17 protein-coding genes are annotated in these 21,435 nt (G+C 58.3%); 6 read left to right on the forward strand and 11 right to left on the reverse strand.

Annotation, left to right across the window (positions count from 1 at the left end; translation table 11 throughout):
- Positions 1 to 98: 98 nt before the first annotated feature.
- Entirely contained in the window at positions 99 to 1,640 is a 1,542-nt protein-coding gene (gene malQ, locus MTP41_RS07450; RefSeq protein WP_249236517.1) for a 4-alpha-glucanotransferase, read from the reverse strand.
- A gap of 531 nt (positions 1,641 to 2,171) precedes the next feature.
- On the opposite strand from malQ, the gene MTP41_RS07455 reads away from it, so the two are divergent.
- The 5 genes from MTP41_RS07455 to MTP41_RS07475 all read left to right on the forward strand — a co-directional run bounded on the left by MTP41_RS07455 (position 2,172) and on the right by MTP41_RS07475 (position 8,553).
- Positions 2,172 to 3,359, forward strand: a complete 1,188-nt coding sequence (locus tag MTP41_RS07455) for an alanyl-tRNA editing protein (RefSeq protein ID WP_249236518.1) — start codon at positions 2,172 to 2,174, stop codon at positions 3,357 to 3,359.
- 219 nt (positions 3,360 to 3,578) lie between these two features.
- The gene (trmB, locus tag MTP41_RS07460) at positions 3,579 to 4,355 is read left to right on the forward strand and encodes a tRNA (guanosine(46)-N7)-methyltransferase TrmB (protein ID WP_249236519.1); all 777 of its coding nucleotides are present in this window, start codon (positions 3,579 to 3,581) and stop codon (positions 4,353 to 4,355) included.
- The gene (locus MTP41_RS07465; protein WP_097777082.1) at positions 4,348 to 4,527 is read left to right on the forward strand and encodes a DUF6472 family protein; all 180 of its coding nucleotides are present in this window, start codon (positions 4,348 to 4,350) and stop codon (positions 4,525 to 4,527) included. The genes trmB and MTP41_RS07465 overlap by 8 nt, the downstream gene beginning before the upstream one ends.
- Positions 4,528 to 4,563: 36 nt before the next feature.
- Positions 4,564 to 5,667, forward strand: a complete 1,104-nt coding sequence (locus tag MTP41_RS07470; RefSeq protein WP_249236520.1) for a putative ABC transporter permease — start codon at positions 4,564 to 4,566, stop codon at positions 5,665 to 5,667.
- A gap of 192 nt (positions 5,668 to 5,859) precedes the next feature.
- Positions 5,860 to 8,553: a GGDEF domain-containing protein gene (locus MTP41_RS07475; protein WP_249236521.1), complete on the forward strand. Its 2,694-nt coding sequence runs from the start codon at positions 5,860 to 5,862 to the stop codon at positions 8,551 to 8,553.
- A gap of 55 nt (positions 8,554 to 8,608) precedes the next feature.
- Here the strand turns inward: MTP41_RS07475 and MTP41_RS07480 are convergent, their stop codons facing one another.
- Positions 8,609 to 9,529 (reverse strand): nucleotidyltransferase family protein, encoded by a 921-nt coding sequence (locus tag MTP41_RS07480; RefSeq protein ID WP_118528540.1) that lies wholly within the window; start codon positions 9,527 to 9,529, stop codon positions 8,609 to 8,611.
- A 493-nt stretch (positions 9,530 to 10,022) separates the two neighbouring features.
- Here MTP41_RS07480 and MTP41_RS07485 point away from each other — a divergent pair, with 493 nt between their 5' ends.
- Entirely contained in the window at positions 10,023 to 10,544 is a 522-nt protein-coding gene (locus MTP41_RS07485; protein ID WP_249236522.1) for a hypothetical protein, read from the forward strand.
- A 136-nt stretch (positions 10,545 to 10,680) separates the two neighbouring features.
- Here the strand turns inward: MTP41_RS07485 and thrS are convergent, their stop codons facing one another.
- The 9 genes from thrS to trpS all read right to left on the reverse strand — a co-directional run bounded on the left by thrS (position 10,681) and on the right by trpS (position 21,216).
- A complete protein-coding gene (thrS, locus tag MTP41_RS07490) occupies positions 10,681 to 12,465 on the reverse strand; it encodes a threonine--tRNA ligase (RefSeq protein ID WP_005938348.1) in 1,785 nt (594 codons plus the stop codon).
- A 367-nt stretch (positions 12,466 to 12,832) separates the two neighbouring features.
- Positions 12,833 to 14,092, reverse strand: coding sequence for a chloride channel protein (locus MTP41_RS07495; protein WP_249236523.1), 1,260 nt, complete (start codon positions 14,090 to 14,092; stop codon positions 12,833 to 12,835).
- A 397-nt stretch (positions 14,093 to 14,489) separates the two neighbouring features.
- Complete coding sequence (locus tag MTP41_RS07500; protein WP_249236525.1) at positions 14,490 to 16,235, reverse strand: ammonium transporter; 1,746 nt, start codon at positions 16,233 to 16,235, stop codon at positions 14,490 to 14,492.
- A 321-nt stretch (positions 16,236 to 16,556) separates the two neighbouring features.
- Positions 16,557 to 16,964 carry a DUF1622 domain-containing protein gene (locus MTP41_RS07505; RefSeq protein ID WP_097774183.1) on the reverse strand — a complete coding sequence of 136 codons (408 nt, stop codon included), beginning with the start codon at positions 16,962 to 16,964 and terminating at the stop codon, positions 16,557 to 16,559.
- 12 nt (positions 16,965 to 16,976) lie between these two features.
- A complete protein-coding gene (locus MTP41_RS07510) occupies positions 16,977 to 17,612 on the reverse strand; it encodes an RpiB/LacA/LacB family sugar-phosphate isomerase (protein WP_005938339.1) in 636 nt (211 codons plus the stop codon).
- Between the two features lie 47 nt (positions 17,613 to 17,659).
- Positions 17,660 to 18,004: a cupin domain-containing protein gene (locus tag MTP41_RS07515; protein WP_005938337.1), complete on the reverse strand. Its 345-nt coding sequence runs from the start codon at positions 18,002 to 18,004 to the stop codon at positions 17,660 to 17,662.
- Between the two features lie 103 nt (positions 18,005 to 18,107).
- Positions 18,108 to 18,917 carry a gluconate 5-dehydrogenase gene (locus MTP41_RS07520; protein ID WP_118528548.1) on the reverse strand — a complete coding sequence of 270 codons (810 nt, stop codon included), beginning with the start codon at positions 18,915 to 18,917 and terminating at the stop codon, positions 18,108 to 18,110.
- Between the two features lie 319 nt (positions 18,918 to 19,236).
- Positions 19,237 to 19,998: an SDR family NAD(P)-dependent oxidoreductase gene (locus tag MTP41_RS07525; protein WP_249236526.1), complete on the reverse strand. Its 762-nt coding sequence runs from the start codon at positions 19,996 to 19,998 to the stop codon at positions 19,237 to 19,239.
- A 156-nt stretch (positions 19,999 to 20,154) separates the two neighbouring features.
- On the reverse strand, positions 20,155 to 21,216 hold the full coding sequence (trpS, locus tag MTP41_RS07530; RefSeq protein ID WP_097781017.1) for a tryptophan--tRNA ligase: 1,062 nt from the start codon (positions 21,214 to 21,216) through the stop codon (positions 20,155 to 20,157).
- Between the last annotated feature and the right edge of the window lie 219 nt (positions 21,217 to 21,435).

The raw sequence follows: 21,435 nt of genomic DNA on the forward strand, positions 1-21,435 counted from the left end.
ATTCAGCTTCCGATTTTACCAGCAAAACGCACAATTTTCTGCCGGAGTTTTTACATTTTCGTCAAATTGCTAAGCTCCCGCCGCTCTTCGCCTTCTGTTTATACGCGGCAGTACACACTGCACTCGTCGTGGATGGTCTTGGCCAGTGCCTTGGCGGCAAAGCCGTCAGCGGCGCGCCATGCCCAGTTTCCGCCCAGCTTGCCGGGGGTATTCAGGTGTGCTTCCGCACCCAGACCCAGCCAGTCGTACATGGGGATGATGGCCCGGTCAGCCACCGACCCCAGCGCTGCGCGCAGCAGAGCGATGCGGACATCATCGGTCCGGATGGCCGCCAGCTCCTTTGCGGTGGGCTTTACGCCGGTCAGGTGCAGGTAAGCGGCAGCGGCAGCCTTTTCCTTTTCGGAAGCGCCGTTCTCCCACCAGTCGGTCAGGGTGGTGTTATCGTGGGTGCCGGGATATACCACGCTGTTCTTGACGTGGTTGTGGGGCAGATACTCGTTGTCCCCGCCGCCAAAGGCGAACTGCAGCACCTTCATGCCCGGGAAGGTGCTGTCGGCCAGCAGCTTTCGCACGCTGGGGAACAGTTCGCCCAGATCCTCGGCAATGATGGGCAGCTTGCCAAGGGCAGCTTCCAGCGCATCGAACAGCTCCATGCCGGGGCCGTTCTCCCACTTGCCGGTGCGGGCGGTGGTGCTGTCCGCCGGGATGGCCCAATAGGTATCGAAGCCGCGGAAGTGGTCGATGCGCAGCAGGTCGTAGATGCCCAGTGCGTGGCGCACCCGGCGCACCCACCACGCGTAGCCAGTCTTTTTGTGGTAGGCCCAGTTGTACAGCGGGTTGCCCCACAGCTGACCGTCGGCAGAGAAGTAATCCGGCGGGCAGCCCGCCACACGGGCAAAGCCGCCGTCGGCATCCAGCTCAAACAGCGCGCCGCCCACCCATGCATCCACCGAGTCGGCAGAGACATAGATGGGGATGTCGCCCAGGATCTGCACGTCCTTTTTGTTGGCGTAGGCCTTCACTGCCTGCCACTGGGCCGCAAACTTGTACTGCACGAACTTCCAGAAGCCGATCTCTTCCTCGTTTTCGGCGGCAAAGGCAGCAAGGGCCTTCTTGTCGCGCAGGCGGTAGAGCTTGTCCCACTCCACCCAGTTCTTCATGCCGTTGGCCACTTTCAGGGCCATGTACAGGGCGTAGTCGTCCAGCCATTCCTCATTGGCGAGGGTAAAGGCATAATAATCATCCGGGAAGTAATAGCTGCAGCCGTGCAGCCCAGCGCACTGCTTGCGCCATGCGGCGTAGGCGGTGCGCAGGACTTTAAAGCGGCTCACATACAAAGTGCCGTAGTCCACCTCTTTGGGGTCTGTGCCCCATTTTTCGGCCTTGAGCTGGGCGGCGGTGAGCAGGCCTTCTTCCTTCAAAGCGTCGAGGTCGATAAAATAGGGGTTGCCCGCAAAGGCCGAGCAGCTCTGATAGGGGCTGTCACCGTAGCCGGTGGGACTGAGCGGCAGGATCTGCCAGATCTTCTGGCCCGCTTGTGCCAGAAAATCCACAAACTTGAATGCTTCCTTGCCAAAGCAGCCAATACCGTAAGGGCCGGGCAGGCTGGACACCGGCATCAGGATTCCACTTTCACGCATGCTATTACCTTCCTCATTTTTAACATTTTATGGGAATATCGTTGTTTCTTATCATAACATATCCGCAGACTATTTTCCACAGGCAAAAAACGTGGTATACTTATTTTTAAACTGGATGTGTATCCCTTTTTCGATTTTAAATAGCCTCCGCTTTCGCTCTGGCTATATTCAGCGGAATCCAGATTTTTTATTTCGCGTTTGTCGCGGCCTGCGGAACTTGTCAGGGCAAGGCCCCTCCATCTGCTGACGCAGACCGCTCGCCGCTTAAAAGCCCCACCGGGGCTTTCATTGCTGCGCAAACGCGGGCTGCTCCAAACGCATTTTCACCAGAAGGGCCGAAACCGGCAGATACAGTAAAAACTCTTTTGTTGTTGGCCTTTACGGCCCCTTGCGTGAAAAAGCAGAATCGGAACGACCGCAGTCGTTCCAATTCTGCAAAAATAAAAATAAATTTTCCGCTGAATATGGCCAGAGCCTGCGGCGGCCATTTTAAATCGTCAAACTGCACCCTGAACAGGAGGTACCCGCGCCATGCAGCGCACTGAAAAATACTTTGAACCGGACGCTTTCCGCACCCAGTGCGAGAGCATCATCCTTGCCGCAGAGCCGGACGAAAAGACCGGCGGCGGGCGCATTGCGCTGGACGGCACGGTGTTCTACCCGGAGGGCGGCGGTCAGCCTGCCGACCGGGGCACCCTGACCCTGCCGGACGGTGCCACGCTGAATGTGACCGATGTGCACGAGCATGACGGCATCCTCTGGCACAGCGTGGACGCTCTGCCGGAAAGCGCTGTTCCCGGCACTGCCGTTTCCGGCTGCATCGACTGGGAATGGCGCTTTGACAAAATGCAGCAGCACACCGGTGAGCACATCCTTTCCGGCATCCTGCACCAGATGTTCGGGGCCGAGAACGTGGGCTTCCACATCGGTTCCGAGGCTGTGCGCATGGACACCAGCGTGCCCATTTCTGCCGAGGGCCTGCAGGCAGCCGAGCTTGCCGCCAACCGCATCGTGTGGCAGGATGTGCCGGTGCTGGTCAGCTACCCCACCCGGGAGGAGCTTGCCGCCCTTGTCTACCGCTCCAAAAAGGAGATCGAAGGGCAGGTGCGCATCGTGACCATTCCCGGTGCGGATGTCTGCGCCTGCTGCGGCACCCACACCCGCACCACCGGACAGGTGGGACAGATCAAAATTCTGGCCAGCGAGAACTACAAGGGCGGCGTGCGGCTGAGCGTGGTGTGCGGCCAGCGGGCATTGCTTGCTGCACAGGCTATGCGCCAGCGGCAGGCAGAGATCGGGGCGCTGCTCTCGGCCAAGGCCGACCAGACCGCTGTGGCGGTGCATCGCGTCTACGATGAGTATACTGCGCTCAAGTTTACACACTTTGGCGTATGTTCTCAGCTGTTCGATGCACTTGCCCAGCTGGCAAACCCCGGTGAGGATGCCATCCGCACAGTGCCCGGCCTTGACCCGGACGGCCTGCACCGACTGGCGGTGCGCCTGACCGAAGCCACCACCGGTCTCTGCGCCGCCCTGACCCCCACCGAAAAGGGCACCGGCTACTGCATCGCGCAGGCAGACGGCGATGTGCGCGCCCTGACCAAAGCCCTGAACGCCGCCCTGAACGGACGCGGCGGCGGCAAGCCCGGCATCTGTCAGGGCAGCTGCGCCGCTGCACCGGAACAGGTGGAGACGTTTTTGCGGGAGCAGAATTTGTAAGCATCCTCGCCCTCTCAGGCGCTGACGCGCCAGCTCCCCCAAAGGGGGAGCCCTTGGCAAAACCGGTAAGCTTTCCGCACTGCCAAGGCCTCTCCCTTTGAAAGACTTCCCCCGGTCGTGGGAAGATGTCACGCAAGTGACAAAAAGGGGAGCAAGGTGGATTTGCGAAGCAAAGACGGAGAGGGCGAGCCACGTTAAATTTAAGGAGAACAACAAACTATGAGAATGCGTTTCAAACCCTATGCCCACGACGAGCTGATGGCAGCCGACTTCCATGTGCACGAGCCGCTGATCTGGGGCGGCAGGTGGCACGCCCAGTACGCCCGCCCGGAGCAGCCCTTTGTGCTGGAACTGGGCTGCGGCAAGGGCGGCTTCATCTCCCAGTTGGCCTGCGCCCACCCGGAAAACAACTATCTGGGCATCGATATCACCGATAAGGTGCTCATCCTCGCCAAGCGCAAGATCGAAGCCGCCTATCAGGCTGCAGGCCGCCCCATCGACAACGTGAAGATCATGAGCACCGACATCGAGCGCATCAAGGGGGTCATTACCGCCGAGGATACGGTCAGCCGCATCTACATCAACTTCTGCAACCCGTGGAGCAAGAACGGCTCTTCCCACAAGCACCGCCTCACCTACCCGCGCCAGCTCATCAACTACCGCGAGTTCCTCAAGGACGGCGGCGAGATCTACTTCAAGACCGACGACGATGATCTGTTCCGCGACAGTCTGGAATACTTCCCCGCTTCCGGCTACGACATCGAGTGGATGACCTTTGACCTCCATGAGAACGAGCCGGAGTGGAACATCCGCACCGAACACGAGGGCATGTTCACCGAAATGGGCATCAAGATCAAGGCCCTGATCGCCCGCAAGGACCCGGACCCCGCCAGCGTGACATGGATCGAGCCGAAGATCCTCAAGCGTCAGGCCCGCGAAGCCGCCGAGGCCGAGGCTGCTGCCAAGACTGCACAGGAAGGCGAAGACAATGAATGACCCCTGCGAGATCTGCCTGAACAATGTGCAGGATGAGTATGGCAGCTGGTACTGTGCTCAGGGCGGCTGTCTGGACGAGGACGAGATGGCCCGCTATCTTTCCCGCAGCACAGCCGCCTGCCCATTCTTTGAGCCGGGCGATGAATACAAGATCGTACAAAAACAGAACTGACCTGCACAGCAGCATGATTCTCACAGGAGGTGTTTTATGCTCAACTTTCTCACGACCACCACAGTATGCGGCTTTTCGCTGTATCATGTGCTGGCCTTCTTCCTCATTTATTCCTGCACCGGCTGGTGTCTGGAGGTCATCTTTGCCGCCGCCACCACCGGTCAGCTGGTGAACCGCGGCTTTCTCAACGGCCCGGTGTGCCCCATTTACGGCTTCGGCATGGTCATCGTGCTGTTCGCCCTGACCCCTCTGCAGGACAGCGTCCTGCTGCTGTACATCGGCGGTGTCATCCTGCCCAGTGCGCTGGAACTGGTAGGCGGCTGGGCACTGTATAAGCTCTATCACACCCGCTGGTGGGACTACAGCGACTTTCCCTTCAACATTGGCGGCTATATCTGTCTGGAATTCAGCCTGCTGTGGGGCGTGGGCACGCTGGTGGTCATGCGCATCGTCCACCCGGTCGTCGCCGGTCTTGTGGATATGGTCCCGCCCTTTGTGGGCTTTGTCGTTATGTGTGTGCTCTATGCGGTCTACGCGGCAGACGTAGTCGTTACGGCCTTTGCCGCCTCCGGTCTGGCCAAGACGCTGGATGCCATGGAGCAGCTGGCTGACAGTATCCATGCCGTCAGCGATGCCATGACCCAGCTGCTGGGCACCACCACCCTGAACGCCGACCAGAAGCTGGACGAGCAGCGCCTGCAGCTCAAGCTTGCCGCCGCCGAGGCCCGCGAAGCCGCACCGGAAAAGCGTGCCCTGCGTGAAACGCTGGCCGCCGTCCGTGCCAAGACCGCTGAGGCCCGCGAGGCGGCAAAGCATGCTTCCGAGATCGCCAAGCTCAACACGGCCGAAGCCGCCAAGGCTGCACAGCTGGCCGCCAAGGGCACGATAGAGCGCGCTGCCGAGCTGCTGCGTCTGGAACAGCTGGCCGAGGAGCTGCAGGCCCGCAGCGATGAAATGCAGGCCCAGCTGCTGCGCACCCCCCGCATCGTTGGCCCGCGCCGTATGCTGCGCGCCTTCCCCGGCCTGAAGCATGGCGTAAAAAAGACCACCCTCAAGGCCCTGCGCCTTGGTCTTGCCCGCCGGGAAAGCCCTGAAGAAGAACCGAAGAAAAACGGCTCCGACACCCGCAAGGATGCCTGAGACCGCTGCCCAAAAGACCGCTGCACAGGAATGCAGCGGTCTTTTTATGCCCCGCCTTCCGGACCCGTCCGGCGTTCCGTTCTTTTTTGCCGCAAAGTTTTAAATATCTATTTTCAAAGGTTTAAAATCGTGCTATACTGTTTTATAGAATGCCACATTTTGTCGAAAACATCCAACAGCGAGGGATTTATCATGTTCGAAGAACTGAAGTTGAATGAAAATGTCGGCGCACCGCAACCCGATGCACTTGCACAGATCGCTCGCAAAGACGACTTCCTGCAGCAGCTGCAGGAGTTTCTGGCGCAGCACAAAGGCGAGAACTGGTGTGTTGCCGCCATCGATATCGAGCATTTTAAACTGTATACCGAGCTGTACGGTTCTCAGCAGGCGCACAGCCTGCTGCTGTCTCTTACAGCCCTTCTGCTGGAGCACAGCAAGGCAACCGGTTCTCCGGTGGGCTACCTCGGCAGCGACGATTTTGTGCTCTGCCTGCCGGATGACAAAGAACAGCAGCTGGCCATCATCAGCCATCTGCAGACCTGCGTGAACGACTACAGGCAGGGCGTTACCTCCTTCTTGTCTTTTGGTGTGTGCCCTGTGGCCGAGCATCCAGATGCTGACGTACAAACCCTGTGCAGCTATGCACAGATCGCATCGGTAGACCCCAGCCCGGCCGTAGGCGGGATGCACCGCTTTACTCCGGCCATGCTCAACCGTCTCAAGAAGCAGCGTCAGCTGCTGAGCGAGCTGGAGCTCGCCCTGAAAAATCACGAGTTCTGCTTCTTTCTGCAGCCCAAGTGCAACAGCATGACCCGCGCCATCGTGGGCATGGAAGCACTGGTGCGCTGGAACCATCCCACCCGCGGCTGCGTGCCCCCGGCCGAGTTCATGCCCCTGCTGGAAAGCACCGGCCTTGTGACCCAGCTGGATCAGTACATCTGGGAGTCTGTCTGCAAGACCCTGCACAAGTGGCAGGAGAGCGGCAGCAATCTTGTGCCTGTATCTGTGAACGTTTCTGTGGTGGATATCGTCAATCTGGATGTGCCGCAGATCTTCTCCAACCTTGTGGAAAAGTATCAGCTGGAGCCAAAGCTCCTGCTGGCCGAGATCACCGAGACCATGCTGGCCGAAAACGCTTCTCTGATGGAAAACACCATCCAGGGCCTGCACCGCAAAGGTTTCTCTGTGATGATGGACGACTTTGGCAGCGGCTATTCTTCGCTGAATATGCTCAAGGACACCAATGTGGATGCCATCAAGCTGGACATGAAGCTCATCGACATGAACCAGCAAAACCGCAGCAAGGGCGTGCAGATCGTGGAATCGGTGGTGGATATGGCCCACCGCCTGAATCTGCCCATCATCGCCGAAGGCGTGGAAACGCCGGAGCAGGTCTCCATGCTGCAGGCCGCCGACTGCCTGTATACGCAGGGCTATTATTTCTACAAGCCCATGCCGGTGGAGAACGCCGAGGCCCTGCTGGCCCAGCCCAACAGCGAGGATTACTGGGATATGCGCCGCGACCTGATGCGCCGTGACCGCCGGGTCCCCATCTCCAACAGCGAGCAGACCGCACTGGCGCTGCAGGCCTACCAGATCTTTGCGGACAATGTGCTGGAGCTTTCTCTGCTGAACCTTTCCACCGGCGAATACCGGGTCATCAAGCGGGACCCGCGCCTGCCCGGTGCGGGTTCGGACACTGAGGAGGACTTTGCCGCTTACTGTGAGCGCATGGTGACGAATAAGGTGATCCACCCGGACGACGCGGAGATGTTCACCGACCAGACCGATTTGGAGCCCCTGCGCTCCGCTGTTTTCAGCACCCAGCAGCCGGAGGCCTACCGCTTCCGCAAAAACGTGTCCGGTCAGTTCGTGTGGATCACCATGGAATTTCTGCCCTGCCGCAACTGCTGCGCCCAGAACCCCTGGGCCACCGTGGTGGTGCGTGAGGATGCACAGGCCGACCATCTCAGCGAGGAGCTGGACTTCTCCTACAGCCACGACACCCTGACCGGCCTGCTGAACCGCAGCCTCTTTGAGACCGATCTGCGGACGCTGCAGTCCAGCGAATACGACTCCATGGTGTGCACCTACATCGATGTGGTGGGCCTGCACGAGATCAACAACCATCTGGGCCACCGCAGCGGCGATGCCATGCTCTGCTTCATTGCCAATGCGGCCCGCAAGTTCTTTGCTTCCAGCCGCATCTACCGCATCGGCGGTGACGAATTCGTGATCCTCACCCCGAACCAGCCGCCCTACAGCGTGTGGGTGGCTGTGGACAAGATGCGTGCTTTCCTGCGCGAGAAGGAATATGAGATCTCGGTGGGCATCCAGAACACCAACGACCTGCACCGGCTGGACGATGCCATGAATCAGGCCGAAGCTGCCATGCGGCAGGACAAGCAGGCCTATTATGCCCGCAACGGCCAGGAGCGCCAGCTGCGGGGCCTGAACGAGAAGCTGGAGCAGACCCTGACCGAAAAGCGGGATGCCGAGCATTTCCTGCGGATCCTTGCCCCCAAGTACAAGAGCGTGTTCGTTGTGGATTTGAAGACCGACCGTATGCGCGGCGTGATCGTCCCGGACTATTTCCAGAAAATTCTGGATGCCTCCGGCGGCTCTTATATTGCCGTTCTGCAGCAGTACCGTGATACGCTGGTAGAGCCCGCCTGCCGCGAGAGTCTGGCAGACCTGCTGGATTACAATTATATCCGCAGCAAGGTCCTGACCGGTGACATCGTGGAGCGCACCTATAAAAAGACCGACGGCACCACCTTCTGCGTCAAGGTGACACCCTATTCCAAGAGCGGAACTCACATTGATGAGACCATCTGGATCTTCTCCTGTGAGGATGCAGCTCTTACCCCCCCCCAGACGAAATAAGTGACTAAAGAAAAAGAGACGGCTGATTTGAACGATCAGCCGTCTCTTTTTTAGTTTATGCCCACAAATTCTCCGGGTACTGGCCCCCTGCCGTTTTGCGGGCAATGGCTTCCACCACCAGCGGCTTGTCCTCACGGTAGGTAACGCCGTACCATTTATCTGTGCTGCGCAGCACCTGAATTTTTGCCTTGCCCTCTTCGATCAGCTCCGTGACCACCAGCGGCAGGAAATACTCACACTTGAGCGGGTTTTTAGGCAGATTTTCGGTCAGCCAGCCCGCAAAGCGCTGCTCGGCTTCGTCCAGAAAGCTTTTGCCAAAGCCCCACAGGTTCATACTCACCGGGGTATCGCCGGGCAGGTCGGTCCAGCTTGCGCCGCCGTCCTCGGTGAAGTGTACGCCGTTTTCGTACGTTTCAATGCGGGTGCGTTCGGTCACACTGTGCAGGGTGCCGTCGGGTTCGGTCACGCATACGCCGCGGGCCACGCTGCCATTCTCGGAGACAGTGTTCCGGAGCAGGTAGCTTACCATGCAGTAATCGTAATAGCTGCCGTCCTCGTGGGTGGACAGGTAATCATACATCACCCGGAAGGCCTCCGGGCCGTAATAATCATCGGCATTGATGACTGCAAACGGGCCGTCGATGAGGTCCTTTGCAGCCAGAACGGCGTGGCAGGTGCCCCAGGGCTTGACACGGCCCTCCGGCACGGCAAAGCCTGCGGGCAGCTCATCCAGCTGCTGGAAGGCATATTTCACGTTCATGGCCTTGGATACACGCTCGCCGATCGCTGCCTTGAAAGCATCCTCGATCTCATGCTTGATAACAAAGATCACCGTCTCAAAGCCTGCGCGGCGGGCATCGTAAAGGGAATAGTCCACGATCACCTGACCGTTCGGCCCCACCGGGTCGATCTGCTTCATGCCGCCGTAGCGGCTGCCCATGCCAGCCGCCATGACCACCAGTACCGGTTTGTTCATATAAGGTTCCTCCCCCTGTTCAGGCCGCAACTGCGGCAGAATATTTATTGTCTCATTATACTCCATTTTGGACAGAAAAACAATTTGAAATGGCTCCGCTGTGCCATTATTCCAGCTTATTTTTACCGTGCTCGCCCTCTCAGGCGCTAACGCGCCAGATTCCCTCTTTTGTCGCTGCACGACATCTTCCCCCGGCGCGGGGGAAGTCTTTCCTCAAAGGGGGAGCCTCTGGCGGAACCGCATACTTTGCGTGGATTGCCAAGGCCTCTCACTTTGGGAGAAGTGGCATTGCGCAAGCAATGACGGAGAGGGCGAGGTTGCCGACCTTCTGCAAGTCAAAATTTCCAAAATATGCAATTTATTCTTGCAAAAGTATTGTTTTTGCCATATAAATATTGTATAATGGCGATATCATTGCAGGTTTTACCTGTCAAAAAGCGTCCTTTAGTGAAAGCAAAGCTTTCCAATACGATCAAGAAAGAGGTATTTTATCATGAATGAAGCCGTTACCAAGCGCTTTCTGCTGTATTTCCGCCTGATGCTGCTGGTGTGGATCCTGATCGCCAACGCCATCATCCATGTGACCGGTCTGGAGTATAGCTGGCTGATCTTCCTGAGCAATATCATGATGTTCACGCTGGAAGGCGATGTGAAGGATTGCTTCGTCACCGTTGAGCTGGGTGGTCTTGTGGGCCTGATCCTCACTGTGATCGCTCTGCTTTCCATCACGGCCCTGACCCCGGTGCTGGGCGGCTTCTTCGGCTTCCTCATCCCGCTGGCCGTGGTGCTGTTCATCCTCATCATCCTGCACCCCTACGCACCCAAGGTGCTGAACAACGTGGGCTTTGCCTACCTGACTGTGGCCTGCATCGACACCACCGCTCTGGCCACCCACCTGCCCCAGTTCTTCATCACCTTCATCGTGGGTTCCGTTCTCTTCAACGGCGTGTGCGTGCTTCTGATGAAGCCCGCCAAGGCTCTGGCCGTCAAGAGCGTTCAGAAGGAAAATGCCTGATTTCCTTTTTATAAAGCATCCAACGCCAAAGGCCGCTGTTTCCATTTGAGCAGCGGCCTTTGGCGTTTCGCTGCAGCAAAAAAAGCGCCGCTCTCCCCTGCCGGGAAAGCGGCGCTTTGTGTTTTGCAGTGTCTGCTTACAGGCTGCGGTTGCGGATCTCGGCAGTCACCTTTGCGATGAACGCATCCAGCTCCATCGTGGTGGTCTCGCCCTTGCGGTCACGCACCGAGATGTTGCCTGCCTCGGCTTCCTTGGCACCCAGAACCAGCATATACGGCACACGGTCCACCTGCTGTGCCTCGCGGATCTTGTAGCCGATCTTCTGGTTGTCGTCGTCCAGCACAACACGGACACCGGCTTCCACCAGCTTTTCGGTCACGCCCTCGGCGTAGTCCAGCGTCTTTTCGGAGACGGGCAGCACCTTGACCTGCGTGGGAGCCAGCCAGGTGGGGAACTTGCCCTTGGTCTCTTCGATCAGGTAAGCCATGAAGCGGTCCAGAGAGCCCAGGATGGCGCGGTGCAGCACCACGGGGGTCTTTTCGGTGCCGTCCTTGTCCACGTAGGTCAGGTGGAACTTTGCGGGCAGGCAGAAGTCCAGCTGGCAGGTGGACAGGGTGTACTCGGCACCCACGGCGGGCTTGACGTTCACGTCCAGCTTGGGGCCGTAGAAGGCAGCCTCGCCGATCTCCTCGGTGAAGTGGATGCCCAGCTCGGTCAGCACTTCGCGCAGGGCCTGCTCTGCATGGTTCCACATGGCATCATCGTCGTGGTACTTCTTCTTATCGGCAGGATCACGCAGGCTCAGCACGCAGCGGTAATCGGTAATGTTGAAGTCCTTGTACACCTCAAAGATCAGGTCGCACACGTTTGCGACCTCGCTCTTGATCTGCTCCGGGGTGCAGAACAGGTGAGCATCGTTCTGGCAGAAGTGACGGCCGCGCTCGATGCCCTTCAGGGTGCCGGAGGACTCGTAACGGAAATCGTGGGCGATCTCACCGATGCGCATGGGCAGGTCACGGTAAGAATGGGGACGATTTGCGTAGATCATCATGTGGTGGGGGCAGTTCATCGGGCGCAGAACATAGCTCTCGCCCTCCATCTCCATGGCGGGGAACATGTTCTCACGGTAGTGATCCCAGTGACCGGAGGTCTTATACAGGTTCACAGTGCCGATGCAGGGAGTCATAACGTGCAGATAGCCGCGTGCACGCTCCTTCTCCTTGATATAGTTCTCCAGCTCCTGCCAGACGGTGTAGCCTGCGGGCAGGAACATGGGCAGGCCGCGGCCAACCAGATCGTCGGTCATGAACAGGCCCATTTCCTTGCCGATCTTGCGGTGATCGCGCTCACGGGCCTCCTGCTGCTCCTTCTCCCAAGCATCCAGCTCTTCCTGATTGCGGAAGGCCACGCCATTGATGCGGGTGAGCATCTTGTTTTCCTTGTCGTTCTTCCAGTATGCGCCGGACTGCTGGGTGATCTTGAAGGCCTTCAGCGCCTTGGTGTAGGTCAGGTGGGGTCCGATGCACATATCCACGTACTCGCCCTGCTGGAAGAAGCTGAACTCGGTCTCATCGGCCAGATCCGCCATGTGCTCGATCTTGTAGTTCTCCTTGCGCTCTTCCATCAGCTTCACGGCCTCGGCGCGGGGCAGGATGAAGGGCTTGATGGGCAAATTCTCCTTGACGATCTTGCGCATCTCTTTTTCGATGTTTGCCAGATCCTCGTCGCTGAGCTTCTGGTCGCCCAGATCGACATCGTAGTAGAAGCCGTTCTCGGTAGCGGGGCCGAAGGCGAAATCAGCCTGCGGATACAGGCGCTTGATGGCCTGCGCCATGATGTGGGCTGCGGTGTGGCGGATAACGTGCAGTTCCTGATCCTGCGGGCACTCGTCCACATGACCGTCCTTATAGATGATCTTCATAATGTTTGCTCCTTTGACAGATAAAGTAAAACAAAAAAGCGCTTCATCCCGCACACTTACTCACGGGATGAAGCGCCTGAAAAAATCAGAAACGTTCCACGGTTCCACCCGAATTGCGTGCTTTTCTGCACGCCACTCGCTGTGCTGTAACGGGCGCACCCGGCAGAGGTTCTCCTCTGCGCTCTGCGGTGGTAGAGCTCCGGCACATGACAGGCTGCTTGCAGCGCCCTTGCGGGGCAGCCCTCTCTGGATCATGGAGAAACGGGAACTCAGTTTGTCCGCATCATCGCTTTTACAGGATGAAACTACGCTGATTGTAGCACGTCCCGCGGAAAAAATCAAGAGACGCAGCCATGAAATTTTTTCTTCATTTTTCTTCCTTCGGCTGCAGGAATTCCGAAAAAAGCTTGCTGGTGCGGAACCCCTGACTGGAATACAGGCTGTGATAGCCGGAGAACATATAGCTCAGGCCGCAGGCCAGAGCCATCAGCTCAAACCCGGCCCCGCTGAACAGCTCAGCCGCCAGTACAATGGAAGCCACCAGCGTATTGGTCGCCCCGCAGAACACGCACACCAGACCCACTGCAGCAGAAAAGCCCGCCGGGAGCCCCAGCAGCGGCCCCACCACGCAGCCAAACGTTGCGCCGATGTAAAAGCTCGGCACCACTTCGCCGCCCTTGAAGCCCACGCTCAGGGTCAGCACCGTAAGCACCATTTTGCACACAAAGTCCCACGGCAGAGCCTGCTCCAGCTCAACGGCATCCATAATGACATCCATGCCGGCACCGTTATAGCGGCCCACCCCCATCAGGTAGGACAGTGCCACCACAGTCGCACCGCCTGCAGCAGCCCGCACCCACGGATTCGGCAGCAGTTTGGGGATCTCATGCTCAAAAAAGTGCAGCATCTGGCAGAAAATCACCGCCACCACCGCGCAGCACATGGCCAGCACGGCGGTGCGCACCACCGTCCGGGCATCCAGCGGCGGCGCTTCCATCACAAACCGTGTGGGCGCAACACCGGCCTTCAGCGAGATGCTGTATGCAATGAGCGCCGCCAGAAAGCCCGGCACGAAGGCCACGGTCAGCATCAGGCCCACATCCACCACCATCATCGCAAACAGGGTCGCGGTCAGCGGTGTACCGAACAGCGCCGAAAAAAATGCCGCCATGCCGCACACGGTAGCCGTGCGGCAGTCATGATTGTTGAAGTGCAGCACCCGGCCGATATTCCAGCCGATGCTGCCGCCCATCTGCAGCGCTGCGCCCTCGCGGCCGGCCGAGCCGCCGCACAGATGGGTGAGCACAGTGCCCAGAAAGATGGCCGGGACCAGCCACGGCGTCACCGAGCTGCCGTCCTGCACGGCCCGCAGCACATCGTTGGTGCCCTTGCCGACACAGCCCGTCGCCTTATACAGAGCCGTGATGGCGATGCCCGCCGCAGGCAGAAGCCATAGCAGCCAGACATGCTCCGTGCGCTGCTCGGTCACCCATTCCACTGCCAGATGGAACAGCGTTCCGATGCCGCCGCACAGCACGCCGGTGCACACAGCCAGAAGCGTCCACCGGAACAGCGCCAGAAGCGAGACCCGGATCGCTTCCTTATAATGCAGGAACCATTCCTTCATTTTCCACATGTTTCTTCCCCGCACCTCTCTTATTTTCAATCTGATTTTGTCTATATGCGCCAAAACATAACATGTTTTTCTATCAATGTCAACCAAAGAACGGCAAAGGATATTATACAACTTTCACATGCCCGGTAAAACAAATGCCAAAGGCCCCGCTTCTTTGTGCGCAGAAGCGGGGCTTTTGAGTCGGATCAGAAAAAAGGAAAAAGGAGAACAACGGGCATTTGTCGGGGCGAGGCCCCTCCATCTGCTTTCGCAGACCGTTTGGCCGCTCGAAAGCTCCACTGGAGCTTTCGTTGCTGACGCAAACGCGTATATCACGCCGCTGTACAGAGGCCGGTGTCGTGCCGGTGCGCCTGCACCGCAGCGGGACAGCTGTTAGAATTTTGGAGTTTTACTCCACATCCTGCAGGGCGGCGAAGTTCTCTTCGCCGGTGCGGATCTTGACCACGCGGGTCACATTGTAAACAAAGATCTTGCCGTCGCCGATGTGTCCGGTGTACAGTGCCTTCTTGGCGGCCTCCACCACAGCGTCCACGCTGATCTTGGAGACGATCACCTCCACCTTGATCTTGGGCAGCAGGGTGGTATCCACAGGCACGCCGCGGTACTTTTCGGAAGTGCCCTTCTGGATGCCGCAGCCCATCACCTGCGTGACGGTCATGCCGGTAACGCCCAAATCGTTGAGAGCAGTCTTGAGCTGATCGAACTTGGAAAGCTTTGCAATGATGGACACCTTGTGCATGCCGGTGTCGTACACGCCATCGTGGATCACGGGCGAAGGCTCGCGCACCACAGGAACGGCAGCGCTGATCTGCTTGTCGGTGGCCTTGGTCACATCGTCCTCGCCGAGGTCGGTGTTCTCGTTGGGCACCATGGCAGCAGAGTTTGCATCGGAGATGGAGAAACCAGCGTAAGCGGATGCCAGACCATGCTCGTGGATATCCAGACCGTCGATCTCCACCTCTGCGGGAACGCGCAGGCCGATGAACTTATCGATGAGCTTGAAGATAATGAACATCACAACGACAACGTAGATGTCAACGGTAACGAGGCCCAGCAGCTGGGTGCCCAGCTGTGCCAGACCGCCGCCGTAGAAGAGACCTGCGTGCTCAGTGTTGGCACCGGTGGAGAACAGGCCCACCGCAATGGTGCCCCACACGCCGTTTGCAAAGTGGACGGAAACTGCACCAACAGGGTCATCCACCTTGGCGATGTTATCGAAAAACTCAACGCTCAGAACAACGAGCAAGCCGGCCACAAAGCCGATGAAGAATGCGCCGAAGGGAGAAACGGTATCGCAGCCTGCGGTGATCGCCACCAGACCGGCCAGAGAACCGTTCAGGGTCATGGAGACATCGGGCTTGCCATAGCGCAGCCATGTAAAAATCATGGTCACACAGGTAGCAACGGCTGCAGCAAGGTTGGTATTGAAGCAGACCAGACCGGTCATGGTCATGGCCTCGTCGGTGGCAAGGCTCAGAGAAGAACCGCCGTTGAAGCCGAACCAGCAGAACCACAGGATGAACACGCCCAGAGCACCGGCGGTCAGGTTGTGGCCGGGAATGGCGTGAGGCTTGCCGTTCTTGTCGTACTTGCCGATGCGGGGACCCAGCATCCATGCGCCCAGCAGAGCGATGACACCGCCCACATTGTGGACTGCTGCAGAGCCTGCAAAGTCATGGAAGCCCATGCTCTGCAGCCAGCCGCCGCCCCACATCCAGTGGCCGCAGATGGGGTAGACCACCAGCGAGATCGCAGCGGAATAAACGCAGTAAGCCTTGAAGTTGGTGCGCTCGGCCATGGAGCCGGAAACGATGGTGGCAGCCGTTGCGCAGAACACGGTCTGGAACACGATGTAGACCCACAGCGGGATATCCAGACCCAGATGGCTGTAATCGCCCTGAATGAACGGGTCGAAGCCGCCGATCAGTGCGCCGGTGCCGCCGAACATCAGGCCAAAGCCGATGATCCAGTAGCACGGAGTGCCGATGCAGAAGTCCATCATATTCTTCATCAGAATATTACCGGTGTTCTTTGCACGGGTGAAACCGGCTTCGCACAAGGCGAAGCCCGCCTGCATGAAGTAGACAAGGAACGCTGCAACCAGCGTCCAACAGGTGTTGACGGAGCTGAACATAACTTTCCATACCTCCCACGAATGTGATACCGCAAGGCCACCAGAACCTTTTGGCGTGTGCGGTGTTCCCCGTGCCGATTGCACGCAGGAACGCTTCATTTGCACTCAGGAGACCCTCTATCTTCCCCCGAGCGGCAATATCCCCGAAAACACAAAAGGCGCTGGCGGAATCTCTTCCGTCAGCGCCTTTGCTTTCGATGGCAAGAGTATAGTCCCTTTGTGCAAAAGTGTCAAGGGCTCATGTCAAGGTTTTACGTTTTTCACAACGCAAAGAAAGTTATCACGGCAAAAGTTTGGCAAAACTCTGTTTTCAGCTGCGCACTAGTCATTCTTTTCCGCTTCTGTGTCGTTTTCCGCTTTTTTGCGGCCGGAGCGGTGTCCGCCCTGCATTTCCCAGTGCAGCATCAGGCTCATCATGGCACGCAGTGCAAAGGTGGCAGCCAACGGCACCACCGACTCCAGATTCTGCAAAAGGAAGGTCTTTGCGATCTCCGCCGACATCAGGAATTCCAGCGCCGTGGTCAGGCCGCTGCTCATCTCGTGGTGGAAATCATGGTGGTCATGGAAGAAGGTCGCCCGCACATAGTGGTAGGTGGCCTTGATAAGACTGGTGACGATGATGAACAGACCGATCACTTCGGCAAGGCCCGCGATCATGGGCACTGCGGTCTCCAGAAAGCCTTCCAGTCCATGGGTAATGCCTGCGTTCAGATGATAAAGCCAGCCCATAGCAGCATCCTCTTACAGCAGGGTCTTGACGTATGCTGCCAGCTCCTCGTCCTTGCAGGAAGCAAAGAACAGCTCGCTGAACTTTGCACCGGCCACAGCGCCCTTCAGCAGGTCCTGATCGATGCTCTTCAGGCACTCGATCAGCGGCTTGAAGGTAGCGGCACGCACGCCGTCCAGGATCTTCTTGTTGCGCTGCTCAGGCTCCACGCGCTCCTTGGGGTAGCCCTGACCGTGGCCGAAGCCGAACAGTTTCTCGAAGCAGTACTCAAGGTTCAGCTCACCGCCCCAGCCGAAGCCCTTGGCAAACGGCATGGCAACGGCGTTGCCGTCGTTGACGTGGGCAAAGGTGTAGGCATCCACAGGGTCCTCCACATGGCCGCAGATCACGCCGGGGAAGCTGTTCAGGGCCAGCATGGCACCCTCGCCGGTGCCGCAGCCGGTGATGACGTAATCGGCTGCGCCGCTGTTCAGCAGGATGGCAGCCAGAATGCCGCACTGCACATAGGTCAGCTGGGCGGCGTCATCGGCGGCGTACATGCCGTAGTTGACCACCTCGTGGCCCATGGGTTCCACTACCTTTTTCAGGGCAGTTTCAATGATGCCGTTCTTGGCGGCCTGACTGTTCTCGTTGATGAGTGCAATTTTCATGGGTTTATGATTCTCCTTCTTATTTTTCTTCCCTGCAGATGCAGGTGTTATACAAAGTCCTCGCGCATGGGGGTAAAGAAGTCCAGCATCACGCCGCCTTCCAGACACACACAGCCGTGCATCACGCCGTCCTGCTTGAGCAGGGTGTCGCCGGGGCCCACCTCGCGGGTCTCGTCGCCGATGGTAAAGCGGTAGCGGCCGGAAACGATGTAGGTGACCTGCGTGTGCGGGTGGCAGTGCATGGCACCCACACCGCCGGTCTCAAAGGTATTTTCCACGCACATGGCATCCTTGCTGTAGGCCAGAATGCGGCGCTTTACGCCCTTGCCGCATACCTCCGGCTCGATCTCGGCATGGGGCACCCATACTGCGTCTTTATGCTGTTTTTCCATTATAACACAACATCCTTTCCCATACAAATACAAAAAGCGGCAGCCAGCAGGCAAAGCCTGCCCGGCTGCCGCCGTGCTCAGTCCTTTGGGAGATCCTCAGCCATTACTGGGGCTGCTTGCCGATGTAAGCCAGAATGCCGCCATCGACGTACAGGATCAGGCCATTGACAAAGTCAGAAGCCTCGGATGCCAGGAAGACAGCAGGTCCGCCCAGGTCCTCTGCCTCGCCCCAGCGGCCTGCGGGGGTCTTGGCAACGATGAACTGGTCGAAGGGATGACGGCTGCCGTCGGGCTGGATCTCGCGCAGAGGTGCGGTCTGCGGAGTAGCGATGTAGCCGGGTCCAATGCCGTTGCACTGGATGTTGTATGCGCCGTACTCAGAAGCGATGTTCTTGGTGAGCATCTTCAGGCCGCCCTTGGCTGCAGCGTAGGCGGAGACGGTCTCACGGCCCAGCTCGCTCATCATGGAGCAGATGTTGATGATCTTGCCGCCGCCCTGTGCGATCATGTCGGGGATGATGGCCTTTGCCACGATGAAGGGAGCGTTCAGGTCAACATCGATGACCTGACGGAACTGAGCAGCGCTCATCTCGGTCATGGGGATGCGCTTGATGATACCGGCGTTGTTGACCAGAATGTTGATGTGGCCAACTTCCTCGGTGATCTTTGCCACCATGGCGTTGACGGCATCCTCATCGGTCACGTCGCAGACGTAGCCGTGAGCCTTGATGCCTGCTTCTGCGTAAGCAGCGATGCCCTTATCCACCAGCTCCTGCTTGATGTCGTTGAACACGATGGTAGCGCCATTGGCTGCCATTGCCTTTGCAATTGCCATGCCAATGCCGTAGGATGCGCCGGTGATCAGCGCGACCTTGCCGGTCAGATCAAAAGATTTGGGAGTGCACTGTGCCATAATAGAGTCCTCCAATCAAATTGTTCCTTTGCGGGGAAGCCCCGTTTTTGCTCTGCAGGACGCTCAAAAAGCCGAACTCTCGATTTTAGCGTCCTTCTTGTATACAGGGTAACATTCTTTTTGGGCTCTGTCAAGGCATTTTCTTCTGCATTTTTGCTGTATTTTTAATTTTCCGGGAAATTTTTTCGTGAAAAGTCGTGCAAAGCTGCAAAAAACCGGTTTTTTCTTGTATACACGGTTTCAGTCATTAGCAGTGCGCACAATTTCGGCGGAAAAATTTGGGCTTGTTGACAAGAGCCATATTAAGCCATCCAGAATATCATCCCAGCTTCTTTTTCTGCTGCCGTGCCACAACGGGCATCAGCAAGGAGGCAGGCAGCAGCTTCTGCGCCGTGGTGCATGCCCGCATAAAGGCCGAGGGCACGATGATGATCCTGCGGTGCATCATACCGTGCATGGCTTCCTGTACGCAGAACTCCGGCGTGATGCCCTTGAGGGCAAACACCACCCCCGCCCGGTCGTTGAACTCGGTATCCACCGGCCCCGGGCAGAGCGCACACACATAGACCGGGCTGTGCAGCTCCTGCAGCTCCCGGGCAACGCCCCGGGTCAGGCTGACCACATAGGCCTTGCTGGCATAGTAGCCCGCCATATAGGGTCCGCCGGGCAGCAGCCCCGCCGAGGATGCCACGTTCAGGATGGTGCCGCCGCCTGCCGCGTGCATCCTGCGCACTGCAAAGCGGAACAGCCGCGCCATGGCTTCCACATTCACCCGGATCATTTCCTCTTCCCGGGCATCGTCGGTCTCCAGATAGCTGCCGCACACGCCAAAGCCCGCGTTGTTGATAAAGATATCAATGGTCTCCCCCTCCAGCTCCTTGAAAAGGCGCTGGCAGTCCTCTTCCTTTGCAAGATCGGCAGGCAGGATGCGGCAGGGCGTGCCCAGTTTTGCGGCCAGCGCTTCCAGCCGGTCGGTGCGGCGGGCAGTCAGGATGAGCCGGCAGCCCAGCTTTGCATAGCGGCGTGCAAACTCCTGCCCGATGCCGGAGCTTGCGCCAGTGATCCAGATGGTCTTTTGCATGGTGATTTTCCTTTTTCCTCTCGCCCCCAAAGCGGGGGCTTTCTGTACTTATTGCCCCTATTTTAACACAGTTTGACCGCATTTTCTATGCAATTTTCGTAAACTATAAAAAGAGTGTCCGGAACGCCTGCGGCATCCCGGACACTCTCATAGATTTTATTTCAACAGGTTGTCGTTGTCGAAGTAATCGATCCGCATGGACTTGCGCACCTCGGCCAGCGTGGCGGCGGCAGTCTTTTCCGCGTAGGCGCTGCCCTCTTTCAGGATCTCCACCACCTCGGGCAGGCGCTGCTCCCACTCCTTGCGGCGGGTGCGGATGGGCTCCAGCTCGGCCTGCATGACGCTGTTCAGGAACTTTTTCACCTTCACGTCGCCCAGACCGCCGCGCTGGTAGTGCGCCTTCACCTCGTCGAGGTTCTGGTATTCCGGCCAGAACTCTGCAAAGTGCTCCGGACGGCAGAAGGCGTCCAGATAGATGAACACCGGGTTGCCCTCCACCTTGCCGGGGTCCTGCACACGCAGGTGGTTGGGGTCGGTGTACATGGACATGACCTTCTTTTTGATGTCCTCCGGTTCCTCGGACAGGTAGATGCAGTTGCCAAGGCTCTTGCTCATCTTGGCCTTGCCGTCGGTGCCGGGCAGACGCAGGCAGGCGGCGTTCTGGGGCAGCACGATCTCCGGCTCGGTCAGGGTATCGCCGTAAACGGCGTTGAATTTGCGCACGATCTCGCAGCACTGCTCGATCATGGGCTTCTGGTCCTCACCGGCAGGCACGGTGGTGGCGTGGAAAGCGGTGATGTCCGCCGCCTGACTGATGGGGTAGCAGAAGAAGCCCACCGGGATGCTGGTCTCAAAGTTGCGCATATGGATCTCGCTCTTTACGGTGGGGTTGCGCTGCAGGCGGCTCACGGTGACGAGGTTCATATAGTAGAAGCTCAGCTCAGTCAATTCCGGCACCATGGACTGGATGAAAATATGGGTCTTGGCGGGGTCGATGCCGCAGGCCAGATAATCCAGCGCCACCTGCAGGATGTTCTGGCGCACCTTTTCCGGGTTGTCGGCGTTATCGGTCAGGGCCTGTGCATCGGCGATCATAACGTAAATCTCATCGTACTCGCCGGAGTTCTGCAGGCGCACCCGCTCCTTCAGGGAACCGACATAATGGCCCACATGCAGGCGGCCGGTGGGACGGTCGCCGGTCAGAATGATTTTTTTCATGATGTTCTCCTTTATTTTGCCGGAAGGCGGCTCGCCCTCTCCGTCTTTGCTCCGCAAATCCACCTTATTCCCCTTCTGGCACTTCGTGCCACCTCCCCCGGCCGGGGGAGTCTGTCAAAGGGAGAGGCCTTGGCAATGCGGAAAACTTTCCGGTTTTACCAAGGGCTCCCCCTTTGAGGAAAGACTTCCCCCGCTCCGGGGGAAGATGTCGCGCAGCGA

This window comes from Faecalibacterium sp. I4-3-84 (genome assembly GCF_023347255.1).
Taxonomy (GTDB): Bacteria; Bacillota; Clostridia; order Oscillospirales; family Ruminococcaceae; genus Faecalibacterium; species Faecalibacterium taiwanense.

Excerpts from the sequence above, each read along its gene's own strand:
- malQ (WP_249236517.1), bottom strand. The coding sequence starts at position 1,640 with ATGCGTGAAAGTGGAATCCTGATGCCGGTGTCCAGCCTGCCCGGCCCT.
- MTP41_RS07455 (WP_249236518.1), top strand. The coding sequence starts at position 2,172 with ATGCAGCGCACTGAAAAATACTTTGAACCGGACGCTTTCCGCACCCAG.
- trmB (WP_249236519.1), top strand. The coding sequence starts at position 3,579 with ATGAGAATGCGTTTCAAACCCTATGCCCACGACGAGCTGATGGCAGCC.
- MTP41_RS07465 (WP_097777082.1), top strand. The coding sequence starts at position 4,348 with ATGAATGACCCCTGCGAGATCTGCCTGAACAATGTGCAGGATGAGTAT.
- MTP41_RS07470 (WP_249236520.1), top strand. The coding sequence starts at position 4,564 with ATGCTCAACTTTCTCACGACCACCACAGTATGCGGCTTTTCGCTGTAT.
- MTP41_RS07475 (WP_249236521.1), top strand. The coding sequence starts at position 5,860 with ATGTTCGAAGAACTGAAGTTGAATGAAAATGTCGGCGCACCGCAACCC.
- MTP41_RS07480 (WP_118528540.1), bottom strand. The coding sequence starts at position 9,529 with ATGAACAAACCGGTACTGGTGGTCATGGCGGCTGGCATGGGCAGCCGC.
- MTP41_RS07485 (WP_249236522.1), top strand. The coding sequence starts at position 10,023 with ATGAATGAAGCCGTTACCAAGCGCTTTCTGCTGTATTTCCGCCTGATG.
- thrS (WP_005938348.1), bottom strand. The coding sequence starts at position 12,465 with ATGAAGATCATCTATAAGGACGGTCATGTGGACGAGTGCCCGCAGGAT.
- MTP41_RS07495 (WP_249236523.1), bottom strand. The coding sequence starts at position 14,092 with ATGAAGGAATGGTTCCTGCATTATAAGGAAGCGATCCGGGTCTCGCTT.
- MTP41_RS07500 (WP_249236525.1), bottom strand. The coding sequence starts at position 16,235 with ATGTTCAGCTCCGTCAACACCTGTTGGACGCTGGTTGCAGCGTTCCTT.
- MTP41_RS07505 (WP_097774183.1), bottom strand. The coding sequence starts at position 16,964 with ATGGGCTGGCTTTATCATCTGAACGCAGGCATTACCCATGGACTGGAA.
- MTP41_RS07510 (WP_005938339.1), bottom strand. The coding sequence starts at position 17,612 with ATGAAAATTGCACTCATCAACGAGAACAGTCAGGCCGCCAAGAACGGC.
- MTP41_RS07515 (WP_005938337.1), bottom strand. The coding sequence starts at position 18,004 with ATGGAAAAACAGCATAAAGACGCAGTATGGGTGCCCCATGCCGAGATC.
- MTP41_RS07520 (WP_118528548.1), bottom strand. The coding sequence starts at position 18,917 with ATGGCACAGTGCACTCCCAAATCTTTTGATCTGACCGGCAAGGTCGCG.
- MTP41_RS07525 (WP_249236526.1), bottom strand. The coding sequence starts at position 19,998 with ATGCAAAAGACCATCTGGATCACTGGCGCAAGCTCCGGCATCGGGCAG.
- trpS (WP_097781017.1), bottom strand. The coding sequence starts at position 21,216 with ATGAAAAAAATCATTCTGACCGGCGACCGTCCCACCGGCCGCCTGCAT.